13 protein-coding genes are annotated in these 17,224 nt (G+C 53.2%); 6 read left to right on the top strand and 7 right to left on the bottom strand.

Going from position 1 to position 17,224, the window contains the following annotated elements; all coding sequences use genetic code 11:
- Window positions 1-160 precede the first annotated feature (160 nt).
- The 3 genes from ABGT88_RS04965 (at window position 161) to ABGT88_RS04955 (ending at window position 2,580) form a co-directional block, all read left to right on the top strand.
- Window positions 161-733 carry an RNA polymerase sigma factor gene (locus ABGT88_RS04965; protein ID WP_258326472.1) on the top strand — a complete coding sequence of 191 codons (573 nt, stop codon included), beginning with the start codon at window positions 161-163 and terminating at the stop codon, window positions 731-733.
- Window positions 711-1,853, top strand: coding sequence for a RyR domain-containing protein (locus ABGT88_RS04960; protein WP_346700761.1), 1,143 nt, complete (start codon window positions 711-713; stop codon window positions 1,851-1,853). The genes ABGT88_RS04965 and ABGT88_RS04960 overlap by 23 nt, the downstream gene beginning before the upstream one ends.
- A gap of 214 nt (window positions 1,854-2,067) precedes the next feature.
- On the top strand, window positions 2,068-2,580 hold the full coding sequence (locus tag ABGT88_RS04955; RefSeq protein WP_346700759.1) for a ferritin-like domain-containing protein: 513 nt from the start codon (window positions 2,068-2,070) through the stop codon (window positions 2,578-2,580).
- Window positions 2,581-2,673: 93 nt separating this feature from the next.
- On the opposite strand, the gene ABGT88_RS04950 is transcribed toward ABGT88_RS04955, so the two are convergent.
- The gene (locus ABGT88_RS04950; RefSeq protein WP_346700757.1) at window positions 2,674-4,593 is read right to left on the bottom strand and encodes a hypothetical protein; all 1,920 of its coding nucleotides are present in this window, start codon (window positions 4,591-4,593) and stop codon (window positions 2,674-2,676) included.
- Between the two features lie 311 nt (window positions 4,594-4,904).
- Between ABGT88_RS04950 and ABGT88_RS04945 the strand changes: the two genes are divergently transcribed.
- Together ABGT88_RS04945 and ABGT88_RS04940 are read left to right on the top strand one after the other, a co-directional pair.
- Window positions 4,905-5,507, top strand: a complete 603-nt coding sequence (locus tag ABGT88_RS04945) for a porin family protein (protein WP_346700755.1) — start codon at window positions 4,905-4,907, stop codon at window positions 5,505-5,507.
- 222 nt (window positions 5,508-5,729) lie between these two features.
- A complete protein-coding gene (locus ABGT88_RS04940) occupies window positions 5,730-6,995 on the top strand; it encodes an ATP-binding protein (protein WP_087408121.1) in 1,266 nt (421 codons plus the stop codon).
- Window positions 6,996-7,081: 86 nt separating this feature from the next.
- On the opposite strand, the gene ABGT88_RS04935 is transcribed toward ABGT88_RS04940, so the two are convergent.
- Window positions 7,082-7,939 (bottom strand): enoyl-ACP reductase, encoded by an 858-nt coding sequence (locus ABGT88_RS04935; protein WP_087408122.1) that lies wholly within the window; start codon window positions 7,937-7,939, stop codon window positions 7,082-7,084.
- Between the two features lie 310 nt (window positions 7,940-8,249).
- On the opposite strand from ABGT88_RS04935, the gene ABGT88_RS04930 reads away from it, so the two are divergent.
- Window positions 8,250-9,221 carry an ROK family protein gene (locus ABGT88_RS04930; protein WP_087408123.1) on the top strand — a complete coding sequence of 324 codons (972 nt, stop codon included), beginning with the start codon at window positions 8,250-8,252 and terminating at the stop codon, window positions 9,219-9,221.
- Between the two features lie 83 nt (window positions 9,222-9,304).
- On the opposite strand, the gene gltA is transcribed toward ABGT88_RS04930, so the two are convergent.
- From gltA to ABGT88_RS04905, 5 genes are all read right to left on the bottom strand, one after another.
- Window positions 9,305-10,783 carry an NADPH-dependent glutamate synthase gene (gene gltA, locus ABGT88_RS04925; RefSeq protein WP_346700753.1) on the bottom strand — a complete coding sequence of 493 codons (1,479 nt, stop codon included), beginning with the start codon at window positions 10,781-10,783 and terminating at the stop codon, window positions 9,305-9,307.
- Window positions 10,784-10,806: 23 nt separating this feature from the next.
- Complete coding sequence (locus tag ABGT88_RS04920) at window positions 10,807-11,598, bottom strand: sulfide/dihydroorotate dehydrogenase-like FAD/NAD-binding protein (protein WP_346700751.1); 792 nt, start codon at window positions 11,596-11,598, stop codon at window positions 10,807-10,809.
- Between the two features lie 192 nt (window positions 11,599-11,790).
- On the bottom strand, window positions 11,791-12,957 hold the full coding sequence (locus ABGT88_RS04915; RefSeq protein ID WP_346700749.1) for a DUF6359 domain-containing protein: 1,167 nt from the start codon (window positions 12,955-12,957) through the stop codon (window positions 11,791-11,793).
- 51 nt (window positions 12,958-13,008) lie between these two features.
- Window positions 13,009-14,031: a DUF5689 domain-containing protein gene (locus ABGT88_RS04910; RefSeq protein WP_346700747.1), complete on the bottom strand. Its 1,023-nt coding sequence runs from the start codon at window positions 14,029-14,031 to the stop codon at window positions 13,009-13,011.
- Window positions 14,032-14,055: 24 nt separating this feature from the next.
- Window positions 14,056-17,046, bottom strand: a complete 2,991-nt coding sequence (locus ABGT88_RS04905; RefSeq protein ID WP_346700745.1) for a TonB-dependent receptor — start codon at window positions 17,044-17,046, stop codon at window positions 14,056-14,058.
- Window positions 17,047-17,224 lie beyond the last annotated feature (178 nt).

The raw sequence follows: 17,224 nt of genomic DNA, 5'->3' as shown, positions 1-17,224 counted from the left end.
TTTTAGCTGCAAAATATAGGGCGTTGAAATAAAAATCGCTATTTTTGCAAATGTCGAAACACACCTCGACATACAAGGACAAAACAAGAAAGGGATCATATTTCATACCGTGGGACTATAGACCGGGCTATGAAACACAGACAGTTCAAAGCGAACAGAAATGACAGATAACCAACTGATACAATCACTGATTGACCGGGACGAACGCATCACGCAGCAATTCTTTTTTCAGAACTGCCGACCGCTTTTCAAGAAGGTCATAAGCCTGGTATTCTCCTATCCGGTCGATTACGATGAATTTGTCAACGAGTTTTACCTCTACCTCATGGAAAACGAGGCCTGCCGCCTCAAACAGTTCCAGGGCCGGAGCTCCATCTACCAGTGGTTGAAAACCGTGGCCATACGCTACTTTATCCACAAACGCGACTGCCTGATAGATATGGAACCTCAAGAGCCTCTGTTAGATAAGACCCCGGTCGACGAAACCGTCGACGAGGAAAAGAGGCTGACGTCGCGACTGGACCTGGAATATCTGCTGGCCCGGATGACCAACAAACGTCAGGTCTACGTCATCAGAGAGCTGGTACTGCACGATGCCGAACCCCGCGAGGTGGCCCTCGCCCTGCAAGTGACGGTAGATAATCTATATAACATCAAGAAACGGGCTATTGAGGCGCTGACTAAAATAGCCATTAACGAAGCAGAAAAGTATGAAAAAAGAAGCGACCGATAACAACTACATATCGTCCGAACTGCTGGCGGCCTATCTGGACGGGAGAGCTACGGCAGCCGAGAATGAACGTGTGCTCAAGGCTCTGGCCGAGGATTCCCGGTTGCGCGAGGTCGTGAAAATAGCACAAGCCGTTGACGAGCCCGAGAGCTTCGAAGCCGACGAAATCGACCTCCTGCCCATGACGGCTCTGGCCGCTTCGTGTGGCGACGAGAACTATTGCTGCCTCGAGTGCGAAACCTATATCCTCAACCGCCACCCAATTGCCTTCGACGAAAAAGAGTTGTTGGCCGACGCCGTGCGCAACAAGTGGCAGAAACCCGACGGCACCCCGCTGCACCACATCGGGCGGCATCTCGAGCGATACGGCCTGTCGGTGACTCGCCGCTACCAGTGCAGCCTGTCGGACATCGTCGCCGCCCTCGACGCCGGGTGCGACGTGATTGCCGCCGTCGACGGAGGCGAACTGCTGGGCCACCCGAGCGACGAACTGGCCGAAGACCTCTTCGTCGGGCAGATACCCGACCACACGGTGGTAATACTGGCCTGCGATACGGCGCAGCACACCATCACACTCCACGACCCCAACAGCTCCCGGCCAAGCGACAGCTACCCGACCGAACAGTTTATGAACGCCTGGGCCGACTCCAAATACTATTTGGTAACCGCAACCAACGACAACAGCATGAACCAATATACACCCCACCCCATCGACCTTACCGATGTAGTGCTGGACGACGATTTGAACGACCTGCGCGAAGCCATCGCCGAGAACGCCCACGAAATCTGGGCCGAGAACCGAAAGGCCGAAGGCTGGACCTACGGTCCGCAGCGCAACGACTCGCTGAAGCAGACCCCCGACATGGTGTCCTACGGGCAACTGCCCGAATCGGAAAAACGGTACGACCGCGAGATGGCCATGCAGACCATCAAGCTGCTGAAAAAGCTGGGCTACGACCTCATCAAACGGGAAGATACCGAGCTCTATCAGGTACTCAAGCGCCGCATACAGGAGTCGAAGCTGGAGTACCGCTGCCCGCAATGCGGCAACACGGTCTACCGCCACCAGCACTTCTGCGACCAGTGCGGTACCCGCCTCGACATGACGTGGGACAAGGAGTGAGTAATGGGGCTCCTTTGATAATCAATAATACCCAACGACAACAAGAAAAACAGTTGACCCTCCTCGGAAAAAGCGGGCGCTTTGTCAGCCAAGCAGGCTTCGCTTTTCTGCAGGAGGGCAGCTTCCTTTTACCCCCAACGTCTCACGGGGGCGAACCAACCGGCGACACGGGTTGTTATAGGTACAGTTTCTAATCTAAAAAAACAGAAGTCCTATGGCAAAAGAAAGTGTTGCTATCTTGAGTGGAAAAATCGACGTGGTAGAGGTCCTCGCCGAGTTGAATGCCGCCTTGTCGGAAGAGTGGTTGGCCTTTTATCAATATTGGGTAGGAGCTCTGGTCGTGAAGGGCACGATGCGGGGCGACGTGCAACGCGAATTTCAGGCGCATGCCCTGGAAGAGTTTGAACATGCCCGCCTCCTGGCCGACCGTATTGTCGAACTCGAAGGAATGCCGGTTCTCGACCCCAAACAGTGGTTCGAGTTGGCCAAGTGCCCCTACACGGCTCCGACCGATACTGATGTCGTGAAACTGCTGAAACAGAACGTAACCGGCGAGCGGTGCGCCATCCTGCGCTACCAGTCCATTGCCTCGCTCACCGACGGAAAAGATTTTACCACCTGCGATATGGCCAAGCACATCCTGGCCGAAGAGGAAGACCACGAACAGGAGTTACAGGACTTCCTCGACGATATTGCCCACATGAAATCGTACGTGTCGAAACAATAATACTCATATTTAGGATAACAAGCAATGCAAAGGCAGCCCCCGGGAAACATCGCGGAAGGCTGCCTTTATCATTCTGTACAGGGAGGCGACGGCTCAACCCTGCGGCGGGTTGGCTGCCGGGATTCCCTGCCCCCCGGCCTGTGCGGCCAGAGCAGCCGCCTGTGCCTGACTGGCCGCCTGTGCCTGCTCGAGCTGACTTTGCCGAATCGACTGCAACAGCTTGTCGGCAAAGGGGAAGGAGCCGTTCTCGAGCAACATCTCGAGCGAAATTTTCCCACCCCGGAACAGCTCCATGAGAAACTCGTTCGAGGCCAAACGCAAGGCCGGAGTCGAGAGGGTCTCGGCAATCGAGAGGTCAAACTCGGTGTTACGCACCTCGGCAGGTGTATAGGTCGAGGCATCTTTCCCGGCACTGCTCCCCGCGATGGTCTGGTAACGGGCATCGGTGTAGAACTGCTGGATGGTCTTCATGATCTTGATGTCGCGATCTTCGCGGAAGGTCTTGAACGACTCGAAGAGGTCGAGCAGGTTGGTCGACGAGTATTGCACCTGCTGCGAGTAGAGCGAGGCCGGTGTGCCCGAGTTCGGAGCCTTTCCCTGCATGGCCCCGTGCACCCCCGAAATATCCTCGAACAGCCGCATCTGCAACGACAGCATCTCATAGGCTCCCACCTGCGTGGCGTTGACCGCAATCTGCTGCGGCATGGGCGACCCGGGCCTGGGGCGGAACAGAATGATGCCGTTGTACTTGGTCCACTCGTCGGCAATATCCTCGATGGTCATGCCGTCGGGTATCTGGTCTTCGGGGAAAAGCAACACACCCTTGGCACTCGAGCCCATGATGAAGTCGATCATCGTAATGAGGCGGTTGATGTACCGCTGCTGGTCGATGACATCCTCGACAAAGGCATGCACCTCGCCGTCGACCAGCGGGTAGAGCTTGAACACATAGGGGTGCTCGCCATGCCAGTAGGGCGTCTCGCCCTCGTCGAGCAGGTCGCCCAACGGCGAGAAAAACCGGTAACGCCACGTCTGCTCCACCCCCCACTCGGTCTCAATCAGAGGTACCGACTCTTCGGCGATACCGGCCTCGCGCGCCGCCCGCTTGCGGGCCTCGTTCTCCTGCTCGACCACCTTTGCCTCGGTAGCCGGCAAGCTGTAATATTCGCCCGAAGCAAAATCGTGACAGTTCAGCGCCTCGCGGCTCTCGAGCTTCCACACCTCGATTACCCGGCACATCTCGGGCACCGAAGGCATGTAGAAGTCGAGCCGGTCGACACTCCGCGTCGTCAGGTTCTCGAAGTTGTGACGTGCCGTCTCGGTATCGGCCTCGGAGTAGATGTTGCGCAGCTGTACCGCCCGCTCGCGCGACCCGAAAGCAAAGCGCGATATGACCTCGGCAATGGTCATGTCGTGCAGCTCGCCTATGAGCGTGCAATCCCAGTGCCGGCTATCCTCCATCGCGTTGAAGAAGATGCGGTTGGGGTTAATCTCGTCAATCCACACATCGGTCTTTCCCCGACGGTATCCGTAACCGATTTTCTGAAAACAGATACCCGAGATAAGGAACTCCTCGAGAGTGCGGCTGTCGAGCTCCTGCAAGCGGTTATGCTGGTAGGCATACTGCACGGCAGCACTCATCAGCTCGCCCAGACTCTGTTCCTCCCGGTCGCGCGCCACACACACCGGCTGAGTCTGGTTGTTGCGGAACTGCCCCAGCACCGACTTGACCATCTGGCGAATGAGGTTATTCTTCAACGGCACCTTACCCTGCTGGCGGATATACTCCTCCTCGGTCATCACCCGCCCGTCGGGCAGTTTTATCCGGTCGTTCCACTGCCGGCCATAGGTATAGTCCCGGTTTCGTTTTCGTTTGAGCCTGAAGTGATCGATCTCCTCCCAGGCCTTCTGCGCCTGCAACAGCACCGGGTAGTCGGCCCGTTCTATCTCGCCGCTCGGTTTGCGCCGGCCGTTTTTCCCCGCAGGCGGGGCTTTGTACGCATGATTTGCCATATTCGGTCTTGTTTTTAGTTCGCTGCAAAGAAAAGCACGACGTGCCCCCCGTTTATGGCATCGTGATACAAAAGGCACTGTTCCACCTGTTTATAAGACATACTTCCGAGATTTCGCACGGTATATCCAAAAAGGGCTGAAAAAATATGACAAAATGTTGCAGGAATCGTTTTTTTAATCTCTATATTTGTTATCGTGTCGATGCGGGCGGCAGAGCTCCCCTCCCCGGGGAGTGCGGTCGTTGTTCTCCCCGCAGCGGGAAATCAAACAAAATACCCTCTGGAGAACCGGGTATAACAAATTAAAAAGCTATGAAAAAAATTTTGCTGGCGGCAATTGCTGCCGTAGTGTGCGTAGGCGGAGCTTTTGCACAACTCTCCATGGGTCCCAAAGTAGGCCTTAACGTAAGCTCAATAACGGGCGACGGTTCCCAATACCGGGCCGGCGTGAATGTAGGCATCTTTGCCAACTACCGCATCAACAGCCTGTTTGCCATCCAACCCGAGTTCCTCTACTCGATGCAGGGCAGTGCCTTCGACGATGTCACCGTCCTCAACCAGACAATCGAGTCGAACTACACCTCGCACTATATCGACATCCCGGTACTGCTGAAGATCTATCCCTGGCGGGGATTGAACGTGCAGGTAGGCCCTCAATTCGGATTCTGTGTCGACGATGAATATAAGCTAAAACTGGGAGGGAAAGAGATTTCGAGCAACGACCTCAAGCAATACGGCTACGACGAGAAGGCCAACACCTTCGACTTCGCCATCGCCGTGGGCCTGGGCTACGAGTTCGATTTCGGCATGACCATCGACGCCCGCTACAACTGGGGCCTCACCAAGATTTACGACGATGACAAGGCCAAGAACAGCGTATTTATGATTTCGCTGGGCTACAAGTTCGATTTCTAATCACTACCCTCAACGATACAGCAAGGGGATATGTTGCAGATAGCAATCTCGACATATCCCCTTGCTCATATCTACGTATGAATCTCTGTCCATAAATAGCCTCTATTATTGCTCATAGAGAATACATTGCTCGTGAAAGCGCTCACGAATATTGAAAATTATGGGAATATACTATTGAAAATTACGGGGATTTTGTAAATTAGTCCCCAAAACTTATTTCTCATGTACTACCAAAGACTCATCGAAAAGGAGATAGAATTAAAGTTAAGGACATCGGGGGCCGTAGTTGTAGCAGGTCCCAAGTTCTGCGGTAAGACAACAACTTGCATGCGGTATCAAAAGAGTTTTGTAAAACTAAATACCAGGCAAGCCATCGCCATGGCCCGGATGAATCCCAAAGCCGTCTTAAAAGGAGAGACACCCCGATTGATTGACGAGTGGCAAAAGGCTCCAGATATATGGAACCAGATTAAAGATGACCTGGACTACGACTATCAATTCGGGAAATATATTTTAACCGGCAGCTCTACACCTGCCGATAAAACCGAAGTACACCATAGCGGAGCCGGTCGAATAACTCCGGTGAAAATGAGACCGATGAGCCTATGGGAATCTCAAGAATCAAAGGGAACGGTCTCGCTGTCGGATTTGTTTGAAAAAGGCAGGAATTTCCCCTGGGACCTCAATACCGATTTCACGCTCGACGATGTCGCATTTTTGATTTGCCGCGGCGGTTGGCCCATCTCGGTTTTGGCTGACAAAGAGATAGCCATAGAGATTACCAAGAACTATTACAATGGACTCTTTGTTTTCGAAGACTGCGAAAACGAACGGTTTCGGAACAAGAAACCTGAAGTTCTGAAAATGATTCTGCGAAGTTATGCACGGCACATCTCCACCGAGGCCGCTATCTCTACCATCATTGCCGATGTGCGCCAAAGCAACGAACGCACCATGGATAGCAAGACTTTCGACGATTACATGGAAGCATTGAAAGACCTCTACATCATCGAGGATATTCCCGCCTGGAACCCCAATATTCGCTCAAAGACCTCTATCCGCAGCACTCCAACGCGCCATTTCATCGACACCTCTATTGCATGCAGAGCATTGGGGATAGGGCCCGAGGATTTGAAACGAGACTTGGAAAGCTTCGGACTGTTTTTCGAAGATTTCGCAGTTCGGGATTTGTCGATATATGCCAATGCTTTAGGAGGACAAGTAACCCATTACCGAGACAATGCCGGACTGGAATGCGATGCCGTGATTCATCTCGAAGATGGACGATGGGGGGCCATCGAAATAAAACTCGGAGGCGATACCCTTATCGATGCCGGGGCAAAATCGCTGAAAACGCTACGCAACAAAATCATAGGAAAAAGCGACGAGAAAGCACCTGATTTTCTGTTGGTTCTGACTTCGGTCGGAGGTGCATATCAACGGGAAGACGGCGTTTATGTAGCTCCCATAAATCTGCTGAAGCCCTAATACCCATACCTAATATAAGTAAGAGAGGCCATGTTGGTATTCCCCGACATGGCCTCTCTCCTTATCTAAACCAAATTTACCATACTTTATCCATAGCAGATTTCGCCCTTTTCGTTGCGATACTCGTCGAAGCTCTTGTTGTACTGGGTCATGGCACGCAGGCTCATGCCCATGCTCGAGAAACCACCGTCGTGATAGAGGTTCTGCATGGTCACCTTGCGGGTGAGGTCCGAGAACATCACGATACAGTAGTCGGCACACTCGTCGGCATCGGCGTTGCCCAGGGGCGACATGCGGTTGGCAAAGTCCATCAGCGACTCCATGCCCTTGACACCGCTACCGGCTGTCGTCATCGTAGGCGACTGCGAGATGGTGTTGATGCGCACGTGCTTCTCCCGACCGTAGATGTAGCCGAAGCTACGGGCAATCGACTCCAGCAGCGCCTTGGCATCGGCCATATCGTTATAGCCGAAGAGCGTACGCTGAGCAGCCACATACGACAGGGCCACAATCGAGCCGTACTCGTTGATGGCATCCATCTTCTTGGCCACCTGTATCATCTTGTGAAACGAGATGGCCGAAATATCCAACGTCTTCGACAGCATGTCGTAGTCCAGATCGTCGTACGGACGTTTCTTTCGCACGTTGGGCGACATGCCTATCGAGTGCAATACAAAATCGATTTTACCTCCCAGCACCTCCATCGAGCGGGCGAAGACCTTCTCCAGATCCTCTACGTTGGTGGCATCGGCCGGAATAATTTCGGCGTTCAGTTTTTCCCCCAAAGCGGTTATCTCGCCCATGCGCACAGCCATGGGTGTGTTCGAGAGCGTAATCACAGCCCCCTCCTCTACCGCTTTCTCGGCGACTTTCCACGCAATAGACATCTCGTTCAATGCGCCGAAGATTACGCCTCTTTTTCCTTTCAATAAATTATAACTCATATATTTTTCGTTTAGGCACAATCCTGCACAGTTTGCACGAATGTGTGCCGTTTTGCGGCTGCAAAGATAAGACTCTTTTTGCAAACGCAAAACAAAACCACTCAATTTTGTTAAGCCCAGATAGCAATTCGGCCAGGCAATGCCGTCAATTTCCCATCGGCAAAGGGTTGCGACTTTCATATTGCCCTACCCCACAGCTCTTAAAAAAATACATTTTTTTTCTAAACCACTTTTCAAACAAAAAAACCAACCGTATCAGAAATTTATGCTTATATTTGTGTCGTGAAATCAACCAAATAATAACTTTTATATACACACAACCATGAGTAAACCATATGTTGTAGGTATCGATATAGGCGGTACCAATACAGTATTCGGGATTGTCGATGCCCGCGGCTCTATCTTGGCCACCGGGTCTATCAAAACTCAGAAATATACCGAGATTAACGACTATGTAAATGCTTTGTACGAAGAGTTGTCGCGCCTTTTGGCTCAAGAAAACGTAACCGACCAGATTGCCGGTATCGGTATAGGAGCCCCCAACGGCAACTACTTCACCGGGAATATCGAGTTTGCACCCAACCTGCCCTGGAAAGGTGTAATTCCTCTGGCTCAAATGATGCGCGAGCGATTCAATATCCCCGTAACCATTACCAACGACGCCAACGCCGCCGCTATCGGCGAGATGACCTACGGCGCTGCCCGCGGTGTGAAAGACTTCATCATGATTACCCTCGGAACCGGCGTTGGTAGCGGCATCGTTATCAACGGTCAGATGGTATACGGCCACGACGGATTTGCCGGAGAGCTGGGCCACGTAATCGTACGTCGTGGCAACGGCCGTCTCTGCGGTTGCGGTCGCACCGGCTGTCTCGAGGCTTACGCTTCGGCTACGGGTGTAGCCCGCACGGCTCGCGAATTCCTCGAAATCCGCAACGACGAGTCGTCGCTGAGACAACTGCCCATCCAGGACATCACCTCGAAAGATGTTTACGACGCTGCCGTATCGGGCGACAAACTCTCGCAAGAGATTTTCGAGTACACGGGTAAGATTCTGGGCGAGGCTTTTGCCGATTTCGTAGCCTTCTCGAGTCCCCGCATGATTGTGCTCTTCGGTGGTCTGGCCAAATCGGGCGAACTCATCATGCGTCCTATCCGCGAAGCCATGGAGCGCAACTTGCTCCCCATCTACAAGGGCAAAGTGAAGATTGTACTCTCCGAACTGAAAGAGAGCGATGCTGCCGTATTGGGCGCCAGCGCACTGGGCTGGGAGGCCAACTAAGGCTAATCGCACACTAAACCATAAAAGAAACGGGGAAACGTCGTTGATGGCGTTTCCCCGTTTCTTTTTGTATACAGTTGGGCTTATGCCCCTTGTTGTTTCTGCAAAGCCTCATGCATGGCAGCGGCAGCCCTGCGGCCATCGCCCATGGCCAGAATCACGGTAGCCCCGCCCCGCACAATATCGCCTCCGGCATATATATCGGGAATCGACGATTGCAACGTGTCGGCATTGACCACTATCGTACCCTTGGGCGTCACCTCGAGGCCATCGATAGCATTGGGCACCAACGGGTTGGGCGATACGCCTACACTTACAATCACCTCGTCGACATCAATCGTCTCGATAGCACCGGGAACAGGTACCGGCGAACGGCGCCCCGACGCATCGGGTTCGCCCAGCTCCATCTTCTGGAGCTTCATCTGGCGCACGCGTCCCCGCTCGTCGCCTATATACTCGATGGGGTTGTGCAGCGTGAGGAACTCTACCCCCTCCTGCTTGGCATGGTGCACCTCTTCCTGACGGGCCGGCATCTCGGCTTCGGAGCGGCGATAGACAATCATCGCCCGGTCGGCGCCCAGGCGGCGGGCCGTACGCACCGAGTCCATGGCCGTGTTGCCACCGCCTATCACAGCTACCCGATGCCCCTTGTATACCGGCGTATCGCTCTCGGGGTTGGCAGCATCCATCAGATTCACCCGCGTGAGGTATTCGTTGCTCGACATCACCCCGTTGAGATTCTCGCCGGGGATATTCATAAACCGGGGCAATCCGGCCCCGCTGGCCACCAGGATGCCCTTGAATCCCATCTCGTGCAGGTCGTCATACGAGAGGGTTTTGCCCACGATGCAGTCGGTCACAAACTCTACCCCCATGCGGCGCAGACTCTCAATCTCGACATCGACGATGCGGTTGGGCAACCGAAACTCGGGGATACCGTATTTCAACACCCCGCCAATCTCGTGCAACGCCTCGAATACCGTCACCCGATAGCCTCGCTTGGCCATATCGCCGGCAAACGACAATCCGCAGGGACCCGAACCTACCACGGCAATCTTGATACCGTTGTCGGGCTGCATCTCGGGCAGAGCCACCTCGCCCGAGGCCTGCTCATAATCGGCCGCAAAGCGCTCCAGATAACCGATGGCTATCGGCTCCTTCTTCAACTTCTGCAGATAGAAGCACTTCGATTCGCACTGACGCTCCTGGGGGCACACACGGCCGCACACGGCCGGCAGGGCACTCGTCTCTTTCAGCGTGCGGGCCGCCGACAGGAAGTCGCCCCGCTCTATATTCTTGATAAACTTCGGGATATTGATACCCACCGGGCACCCCGTCATGCAGAGGGGCTCCACACAGTCGAGACAACGGGTAGCCTCCAGCACGGCCTGTTCGGGCGTGAGGCCCCGGTTCACCTCTTCGCGGTTGGTTACACGGTAGGCCGGGTCGAGCTCGGTCATTTTCACCCGCGGAATATCGGTACGCTCCTTGGCTTTCTTGCTTTTGCGGAGGTTCTCCCTCCACTGTTCGGCACGTTGTGCCGCTAACTCTTCTTTATTCATACGCTTAACATCCCTCCTCTCTTTTATTCCACATCTTTATACGACGACAACCGCATGAGCAGCTCGTCGAAATTGACCTGATGGGCATCGAACTCCGGCCCGTCGATGCAGACGAAACGGGTCTTTCCCCCCACCGTGATACGGCAGGCACCGCACATGCCGGTACCGTCGACCATGATGGTATTGAGCGAGGCCACCGTAGGAATATTGTATTTCTGGGTAAGCAGCGAGACAAACTTCATCATCACGGCCGGCCCGATGGTCACACACAGGTCCACCTTCTCGCGCTTGATTATCTCCTCGACACCCTGGGTCACCAGACCCTTCTGACCATACGAACCATCATCGGTCATGATAATCACCTCGTCGGAGTATTTGCGCATCTGCTCCTCGAGAATAATCAACTCTTTGGTACGGGCTGCCAGCACGGTAATCACCCGGTTGCCGGCCGCCTTCATGGCCTCGACGATAGGCAACAGCGGGGCACAGCCCACACCGCCGCCGCAGCACACCACAGTGCCGAAACGCTCGATATGCGTCGCCTTGCCCAACGGGCCTACTACATCGGTAATATAGTCGCCGGGATTGAGGGCACACAGCTTGGCCGACGACTTACCCACAGCTTGTACCACCAACGTGATGGTGCCGGCCTCGACATCGGCCGAGGCAATGGTGAGCGGTATGCGTTCGCCCTTCTCGCCTACCCGCACAATCACAAAGTGACCGGCCTTGCGGGCCCGAGCAATGAGGGGAGCCTCTACCACCAGTTTTACCACTTTTTCCGAAAAGTGTTCTTTCGCTACAATCTTATTCATGATATATCCTTGTAATCTCTTTTCTAAAGAATCCTACCTCAAAGTTGCTAATTTTTTGGCAAAACTGTTGTATCCCGGGCCAAAATTATTCTCCATTTTCAGATAAAACAACACTCTCCGCACCCGCATAACAAACGAAGGGAGGGCCACCTTGCGGCAGCTCTCCCTTCAATAGGTTTTATAAGCAATCGATTATTCGCCCAGTTTCCAACCTTCGATATCACGAACACCGGGAAGGCCCGTAAACATGGCCATTTTTTTACCTTTGGCATACAGAATCTTACCTGCGTTTCCAGGATTATCTTTCAACGAAACGGCATCACGCAGACCGGCAGCACCCGGGAACTCAGATACCTGATCGTTCAGTTTCACCCAGAGACATTTGCTCAAATCGGTCTCATTGGCATTGTCTGCAATAATTACAGTAGTAGAACCGGTATAGGTATCGACACCCATTTCTACTTCGCTGGCAGCAGCTTCAGGGCTAGAGATAGACGATTTGGCACCATATTTCAAGCAACCTACAATGTAACCTTTTACCGAGATAACGGTCTTATCGGCGTTGTTGTAACCCAAAGCATCGGCTACACTGATAGCGTTCGACCAGTCTACATCGGGAGTAGGATCGGGAGTAGGCTCGGGGGTATCGCCACCACCTTCGCCCATGTAGTGCTCAACCTGTGTGCGACCAAAGGCGAAGTCGTCGATGCAGTAGGTAGTCGAGTTGCTCTTACCACCTTGTGCCTGATAACGGAAACCGATGTATACAACGTCACCCTTGCCTGCGAGGCTGATGTCACCCGAAGCTACCCAAGTGTAATCGCCATCGGTCGAAGTGGCAATACGTACATTACTCAACAACTCTTTGCTCGAAGCGTTCGAGGTGGGTTCGTTCAGTACATATACCTCGAGCGACGAAGTCTCTTTCCAATAAGCGCCCTCGCTGTAGAACGAGAATACTTTGTTGGCGGCATCCTTCACATTCAAGGCCGGAGTAATCATCCACAAATCATAGGTCTTGCCGGCATTCGCATCTTTACTGTCGTGAGCCGTAGCCTGGATGTATTTCTCGGTTACGCCCGTCGAGTTGTTGGTAAAGGTCTTGCTTTGCCAGGTACGGTCGTCGTCAACCGGCGAAACAATCTCGTGCGTCCATCCCGGGCAGAGCTCGTTGATGGGCGTGTATTGAGCCTCGATGTTGTTGAACTGATAGATGGTATCGGTAATCATTACACTCGATCCAGAACCATCACCATCGCCACCACCCAAACCGGGCAGAGGATCATCTTCGGTATTCGAACAAGCCGAAAATCCGGCAACCGTCATGGCTGCCATAAAAATCCATGCAAATTTTCTCATTTTTTTCATATTTAAATTATTTGAGGTTATTGTATCATAGTATCATATTGATTATTCGGGAAATTCAAAACCCTCGAGGTCGGCAAAGGGATTGTCGAGCGAGCGGATAGTCAACTGCCACGAACCGGCATAGGCTGCATTGTCTTGGAACCAACCTACAATAGCCGTGATGTCGCCACGGTTGTCCGAGCCGAATACCGGGAGTCGACGGTCGGCAAAGCGGGCATACTCGCTGGTCGAGATGCTTACGCTCGTGGTGTTGCCGCTATCGTCGGCAATCTCGCGCGAGCGGGGGAAACCGATGTTGTACTTCTTGCTGCTGTCGTAGGTAGCCGGTGCAAAGGTGGGGTTCTGACCATATTTGGCCAAAGCCGTCGTCACACCCTGTCCGTCGGTCGGGAAGGGATATACCACATCGTTCAGTTTCTTGCCGTCCGAATCGTAGCCGGTAAAGTAGGCATTCTTGATTTTTACAATCTTGAAGTAGCCATACTTATCCAGTTCGGTAATCTGTTTCAGGGTCATCTCCTCGATTACGATTTTCGAGGGGTCGGGGTTGCCGATTTTCTGGATATGTTTCATAGCCAGCGTGTAGGGAATACGACCCGGCTCTTCGCGTATCTTGTTGTCGTTGCGGTATCCGCGCACACCCAGTTGGGGAGCACCGGCATAGCGGCCCAATACCAGACCATTGCAGCGGATGGCTACCACCTGACCGATGGGGAGCATGCCCGACAGACTGCCGGCATCGACCGACACCTTCAGACAGGTGTGGTCGTCCTCGAGGCTCTGAATCACAAAGTATTTATACACGTTGCCGGCACGGTCGTCGGTGATGATGCGGCCGCGCACCACGATGTCGTTGGGCGAATCGATGGTGTCGATTGTAAACAGCCCCTCTTTCGTATCGAAGTTCTCGATAAGGTCTTTGATGGTCACCGTCTGAGCCCAAGCCTCGGCGCTGCCCTCGGGCACGGTGGCAATCTCCTCGGGTATGGCATCGAACTCTTTTTCACACGCCGTAAACATCGTCAGGACGAGCAGTACGGCTCCGATATATTTCAGTTGTTTCATATCTATATCTCTTGTATGGGTTGATTAAAATTTGAAACCTACGTTGAGGAACATGTTGAAGCCCCAGGCGTAATAGTATTTGTTGGGGAACTTGTCGACCGACTGAATATCCTTGGTCACGCTCTTGTTGTCGCGGCTTACACGACCTTGTTGGTAACCACCGGTTATCATGCTGGTGTTGTTGAGGATATTGTTCAGGCTCAAGTTGATGTTGAGCTGTTGCTTGCGGTTGTTGAGGTAGATGAGTTTACCCACCGAAGCGTCGAGCATGAACCCGCCTTTGAGTTTCTCTTGCGAGCCGATCATCTCTTTCTGGTTGTAGAGCTTCACGATGTCCGAACCGTCGCCTCCCGATACGTTTTGCAACAGTACCGGTTTGCCCGTGTTCTGGTCGAAGCCCCATACCATCGAAGTCTGACCGTTCTTGTCGATACCGATGATGCGGTAGCCGTTGTAGTATTGTTCCAGACCTACCTCATTGGGGTATTTGCCACCATACATGTTCATGTGGGTGAAACGCGAGGGAGAGAAGTCGAGATAGTTGTTGTCGAAGTACGAGAGAGTCACATCGGCAAACCACATTTTGGGGTGGAAGTAGTCGATGGTGATGCTGGCGGCCAGTTGCGGACCGTTGCTTACATGCAGACCCTCGGTGTATACCCGCTCGGTGTAGTCGGTCGAGGGAGCACGGCCGTCGACAATCACGGGCAACTGCTCGGTGAAGAGGTTCATGCCGTTCTCGGCGCTCATCGTACCCCAGCAGTTGTTGGTGTATTTGTAGCTGGCATAGGTACCGGCAGCCGACACGGTGAAGCTGTTGTTGAGTTTCACGCTCACACCGGCCTCGACACCCATGTGACGTTTGTTCACGCCCGAGAGGGTGTGGTTCACATAGGTACGGAACTCGTCGTGGTAGTAACCCGAGCTCTCCACTCCGTCGCGGAACTCGGTGAAGAATGCCGTTACACGACCTTTTACCACCGACGTATTCAGTTGATAGGTGAGGTCGCCCGAGAATACCTTCTCCGATTTCAGACCCCGTATCTGCGTATCCTTCACACGGGGAGCCACATAGGCATAGCCGGCCAGCGGGGCACGCGACTCGGCCAGAGCGTTGAACGACAAGCGGTTGTGACCGTCGATCTTATACACGATACCAGCCTTGATACTGGGATCTACAAAATAGAGCTGTTTGCCGAAACCTTTCGACTGGGCACCGATAACCTCGGCACGACCGTTACGCATCAAACCTTCGCGTTGGAACGAGGTGTAGGACAACCGAGCGGCATAGTAGATGTCGAAGAGCGGTAACTTCCAGTCGTTCTGGGCAAATACCGAAGCCTTGATGACGTGCATGTTGTAGTTGTAACCGAATACGTCGCCCTTGCGCACAGCCTTGTTGGGGTTGTCCACATCGTTTTGTATGATGGTGAGGTTGTCGGTAAAGTCGCGCTCGGCAAACTGGTCGATGTCAATCCACTGGTTACCGCCCAGCATGTCGTCGATGGTCTTGTAGTGCATGCCCTTGGCATACTTGGCCTCGACACCGGCAGTAAGTTTCAGCTTGCTGTTCAGCTGGTTGGTATAGAGGAAATTCAAGGGAATCTCCATCAAGTCGTTGTGACGACGTTCCAAAATGTACTTGGCGCTACCGTTGGGGTTCACCACGTTGTTGGTGTAGTTGGCGCTGTACATGGCATCCCAGTTGATTTGCGTAATGTCGGGATCACCGGCACGCCACAGGTCGGCCAGTTGGTTGGCCAGATCTTTGTTTACCTCGCCGTAGTAGGCGTTATATACATCGTCGGGACCGTTTACACCCAACTGATAGTATTGCCAGCTGGGCAGGTTGCGGTAGTAGTCGGGACGGGGGTCGGGCGCATTGTAGAACGAAATGGCCGAGTTGCTGTACATACTGTAGTGGAAACCCAAGCCGGCAGCCAGGTTGCTGCGGTCGTCGATTTTCCAATCCCAGTTGAAGATAGCGGTGGGGTCGTAGCTGTGTACGATACGCGAGTTGCGTTTCTCGCCGTTCTGATAGCCCCAGTAGGGGTTGTAATAGATACCGCGGTAGTCATAGACCTCTTGCGATACGGCAGCCGATTGAGCCCGTTTGGTAGGAGCACCGAAGGTTGTAAAGGCAAACCGATGATTGTCGAGCACCTTTTCGGCAGCAAGGAAGTAACCGAACGAGTTGTAGAACGTACCCTCGGTGCGACCCTCGTCGGCCCAGCGGTAAACGACCGACCCGGTGAAGGCCCAGCCGTTATCCATGATACCGGTCGAGTGGATGGCCTGTCCGCGCAGTTTGTAAGCACGGTTGGTATAGGCGGCGTTCACGTTGGTACCGGCGGCATAGCTGGTGGCGCGGGTGTTGATGTTGGTCGTTCCACCCAGCGAACCGAAGGCATAGCCCGGCATCTCGAGACCGTTCACAGCATCCTTGTTACGCATGGCGTTGTTCAAGCCACCCAGACTCGAGTAGTTGAAACGACCACGCTCCAGGTCGTTGAAATTAACCCCGTTGATATAGGTCGACGACTCCCGTTGCTCGTAACCGCGCACATTGAAGCGCATGGGGCTGTAGGAGTAGCTGGCAGCCTGCAGATAGACATCGTCGGCTGCACCCGACAGATACGAAGCCGATTGGGAAGCAGCGCTGCCCTCTTCGTCGAACATCGACTCGTCGAGTTCAAAGATATTGTCCTCGAGGGCCTGTTGGTTGAGCGACTCGTCGGCTCGCTTCTCGTCGAGCGTCATGTTCAGGGTATTGTCTCCCTGCTCCACTACATAATCGACCGAATGAACCTTGTAGTCCGCAGCTGTAAAGACAACCGAAACGGCTCCTTCACGCACTCGCTTCAACTCATATTTACCATCCAGATCTGTAATTGCCGACGATTTCCGTATCGTCACTTTCACATTCGCAATAGGTTTGTTTGTTTCATAGTCAACGACAACGCCTCTCACCGTCGCGGCCTGCACCAGGGCAGGTACCAGAAGAAGCAATGCCATCAATAACCATTGTTTACGATTCATTACATCAAAAGGTTTAATTATATACTGTGTTATCTGTGTTTACACCCTTCATTTATCGTCCCTTTCCACCTCAAAAATGGGAGAGGAAAGGAATTTGCAAATTAAAAGATTATTTTTCATTATACAAACATCTACGAAAGGAATATTTTATTAC

Origin of the sequence: Barnesiella sp. An22, assembly GCF_963931395.1 — a bacterium.
GTDB lineage: Bacteria > Bacteroidota > Bacteroidia > Bacteroidales > Barnesiellaceae > Barnesiella > Barnesiella merdigallinarum.
The sequence above is the reverse complement of the archived record's forward strand: the minus strand, read 5'-3'. Positions and strand labels throughout refer to the sequence as shown.

Bases quoted from the DNA above. Each gene is read 5' to 3' on its own strand.
- ABGT88_RS04965 (WP_258326472.1), top strand. From the start codon at position 161: ATGACAGATAACCAACTGATACAATCACTGATTGACCGGGACGAACGC.
- ABGT88_RS04960 (WP_346700761.1), top strand. From the start codon at position 711: ATGAAAAAAGAAGCGACCGATAACAACTACATATCGTCCGAACTGCTG.
- ABGT88_RS04955 (WP_346700759.1), top strand. From the start codon at position 2,068: ATGGCAAAAGAAAGTGTTGCTATCTTGAGTGGAAAAATCGACGTGGTA.
- ABGT88_RS04950 (WP_346700757.1), bottom strand. From the start codon at position 4,593: ATGGCAAATCATGCGTACAAAGCCCCGCCTGCGGGGAAAAACGGCCGG.
- ABGT88_RS04945 (WP_346700755.1), top strand. From the start codon at position 4,905: ATGAAAAAAATTTTGCTGGCGGCAATTGCTGCCGTAGTGTGCGTAGGC.
- ABGT88_RS04940 (WP_087408121.1), top strand. From the start codon at position 5,730: ATGTACTACCAAAGACTCATCGAAAAGGAGATAGAATTAAAGTTAAGG.
- ABGT88_RS04935 (WP_087408122.1), bottom strand. From the start codon at position 7,939: ATGAGTTATAATTTATTGAAAGGAAAAAGAGGCGTAATCTTCGGCGCA.
- gltA (WP_346700753.1), bottom strand. From the start codon at position 10,783: ATGAATAAAGAAGAGTTAGCGGCACAACGTGCCGAACAGTGGAGGGAG.
- ABGT88_RS04920 (WP_346700751.1), bottom strand. From the start codon at position 11,598: ATGAATAAGATTGTAGCGAAAGAACACTTTTCGGAAAAAGTGGTAAAA.
- ABGT88_RS04915 (WP_346700749.1), bottom strand. From the start codon at position 12,957: ATGAGAAAATTTGCATGGATTTTTATGGCAGCCATGACGGTTGCCGGA.
- ABGT88_RS04910 (WP_346700747.1), bottom strand. From the start codon at position 14,031: ATGAAACAACTGAAATATATCGGAGCCGTACTGCTCGTCCTGACGATG.
- ABGT88_RS04905 (WP_346700745.1), bottom strand. From the start codon at position 17,046: ATGGCATTGCTTCTTCTGGTACCTGCCCTGGTGCAGGCCGCGACGGTG.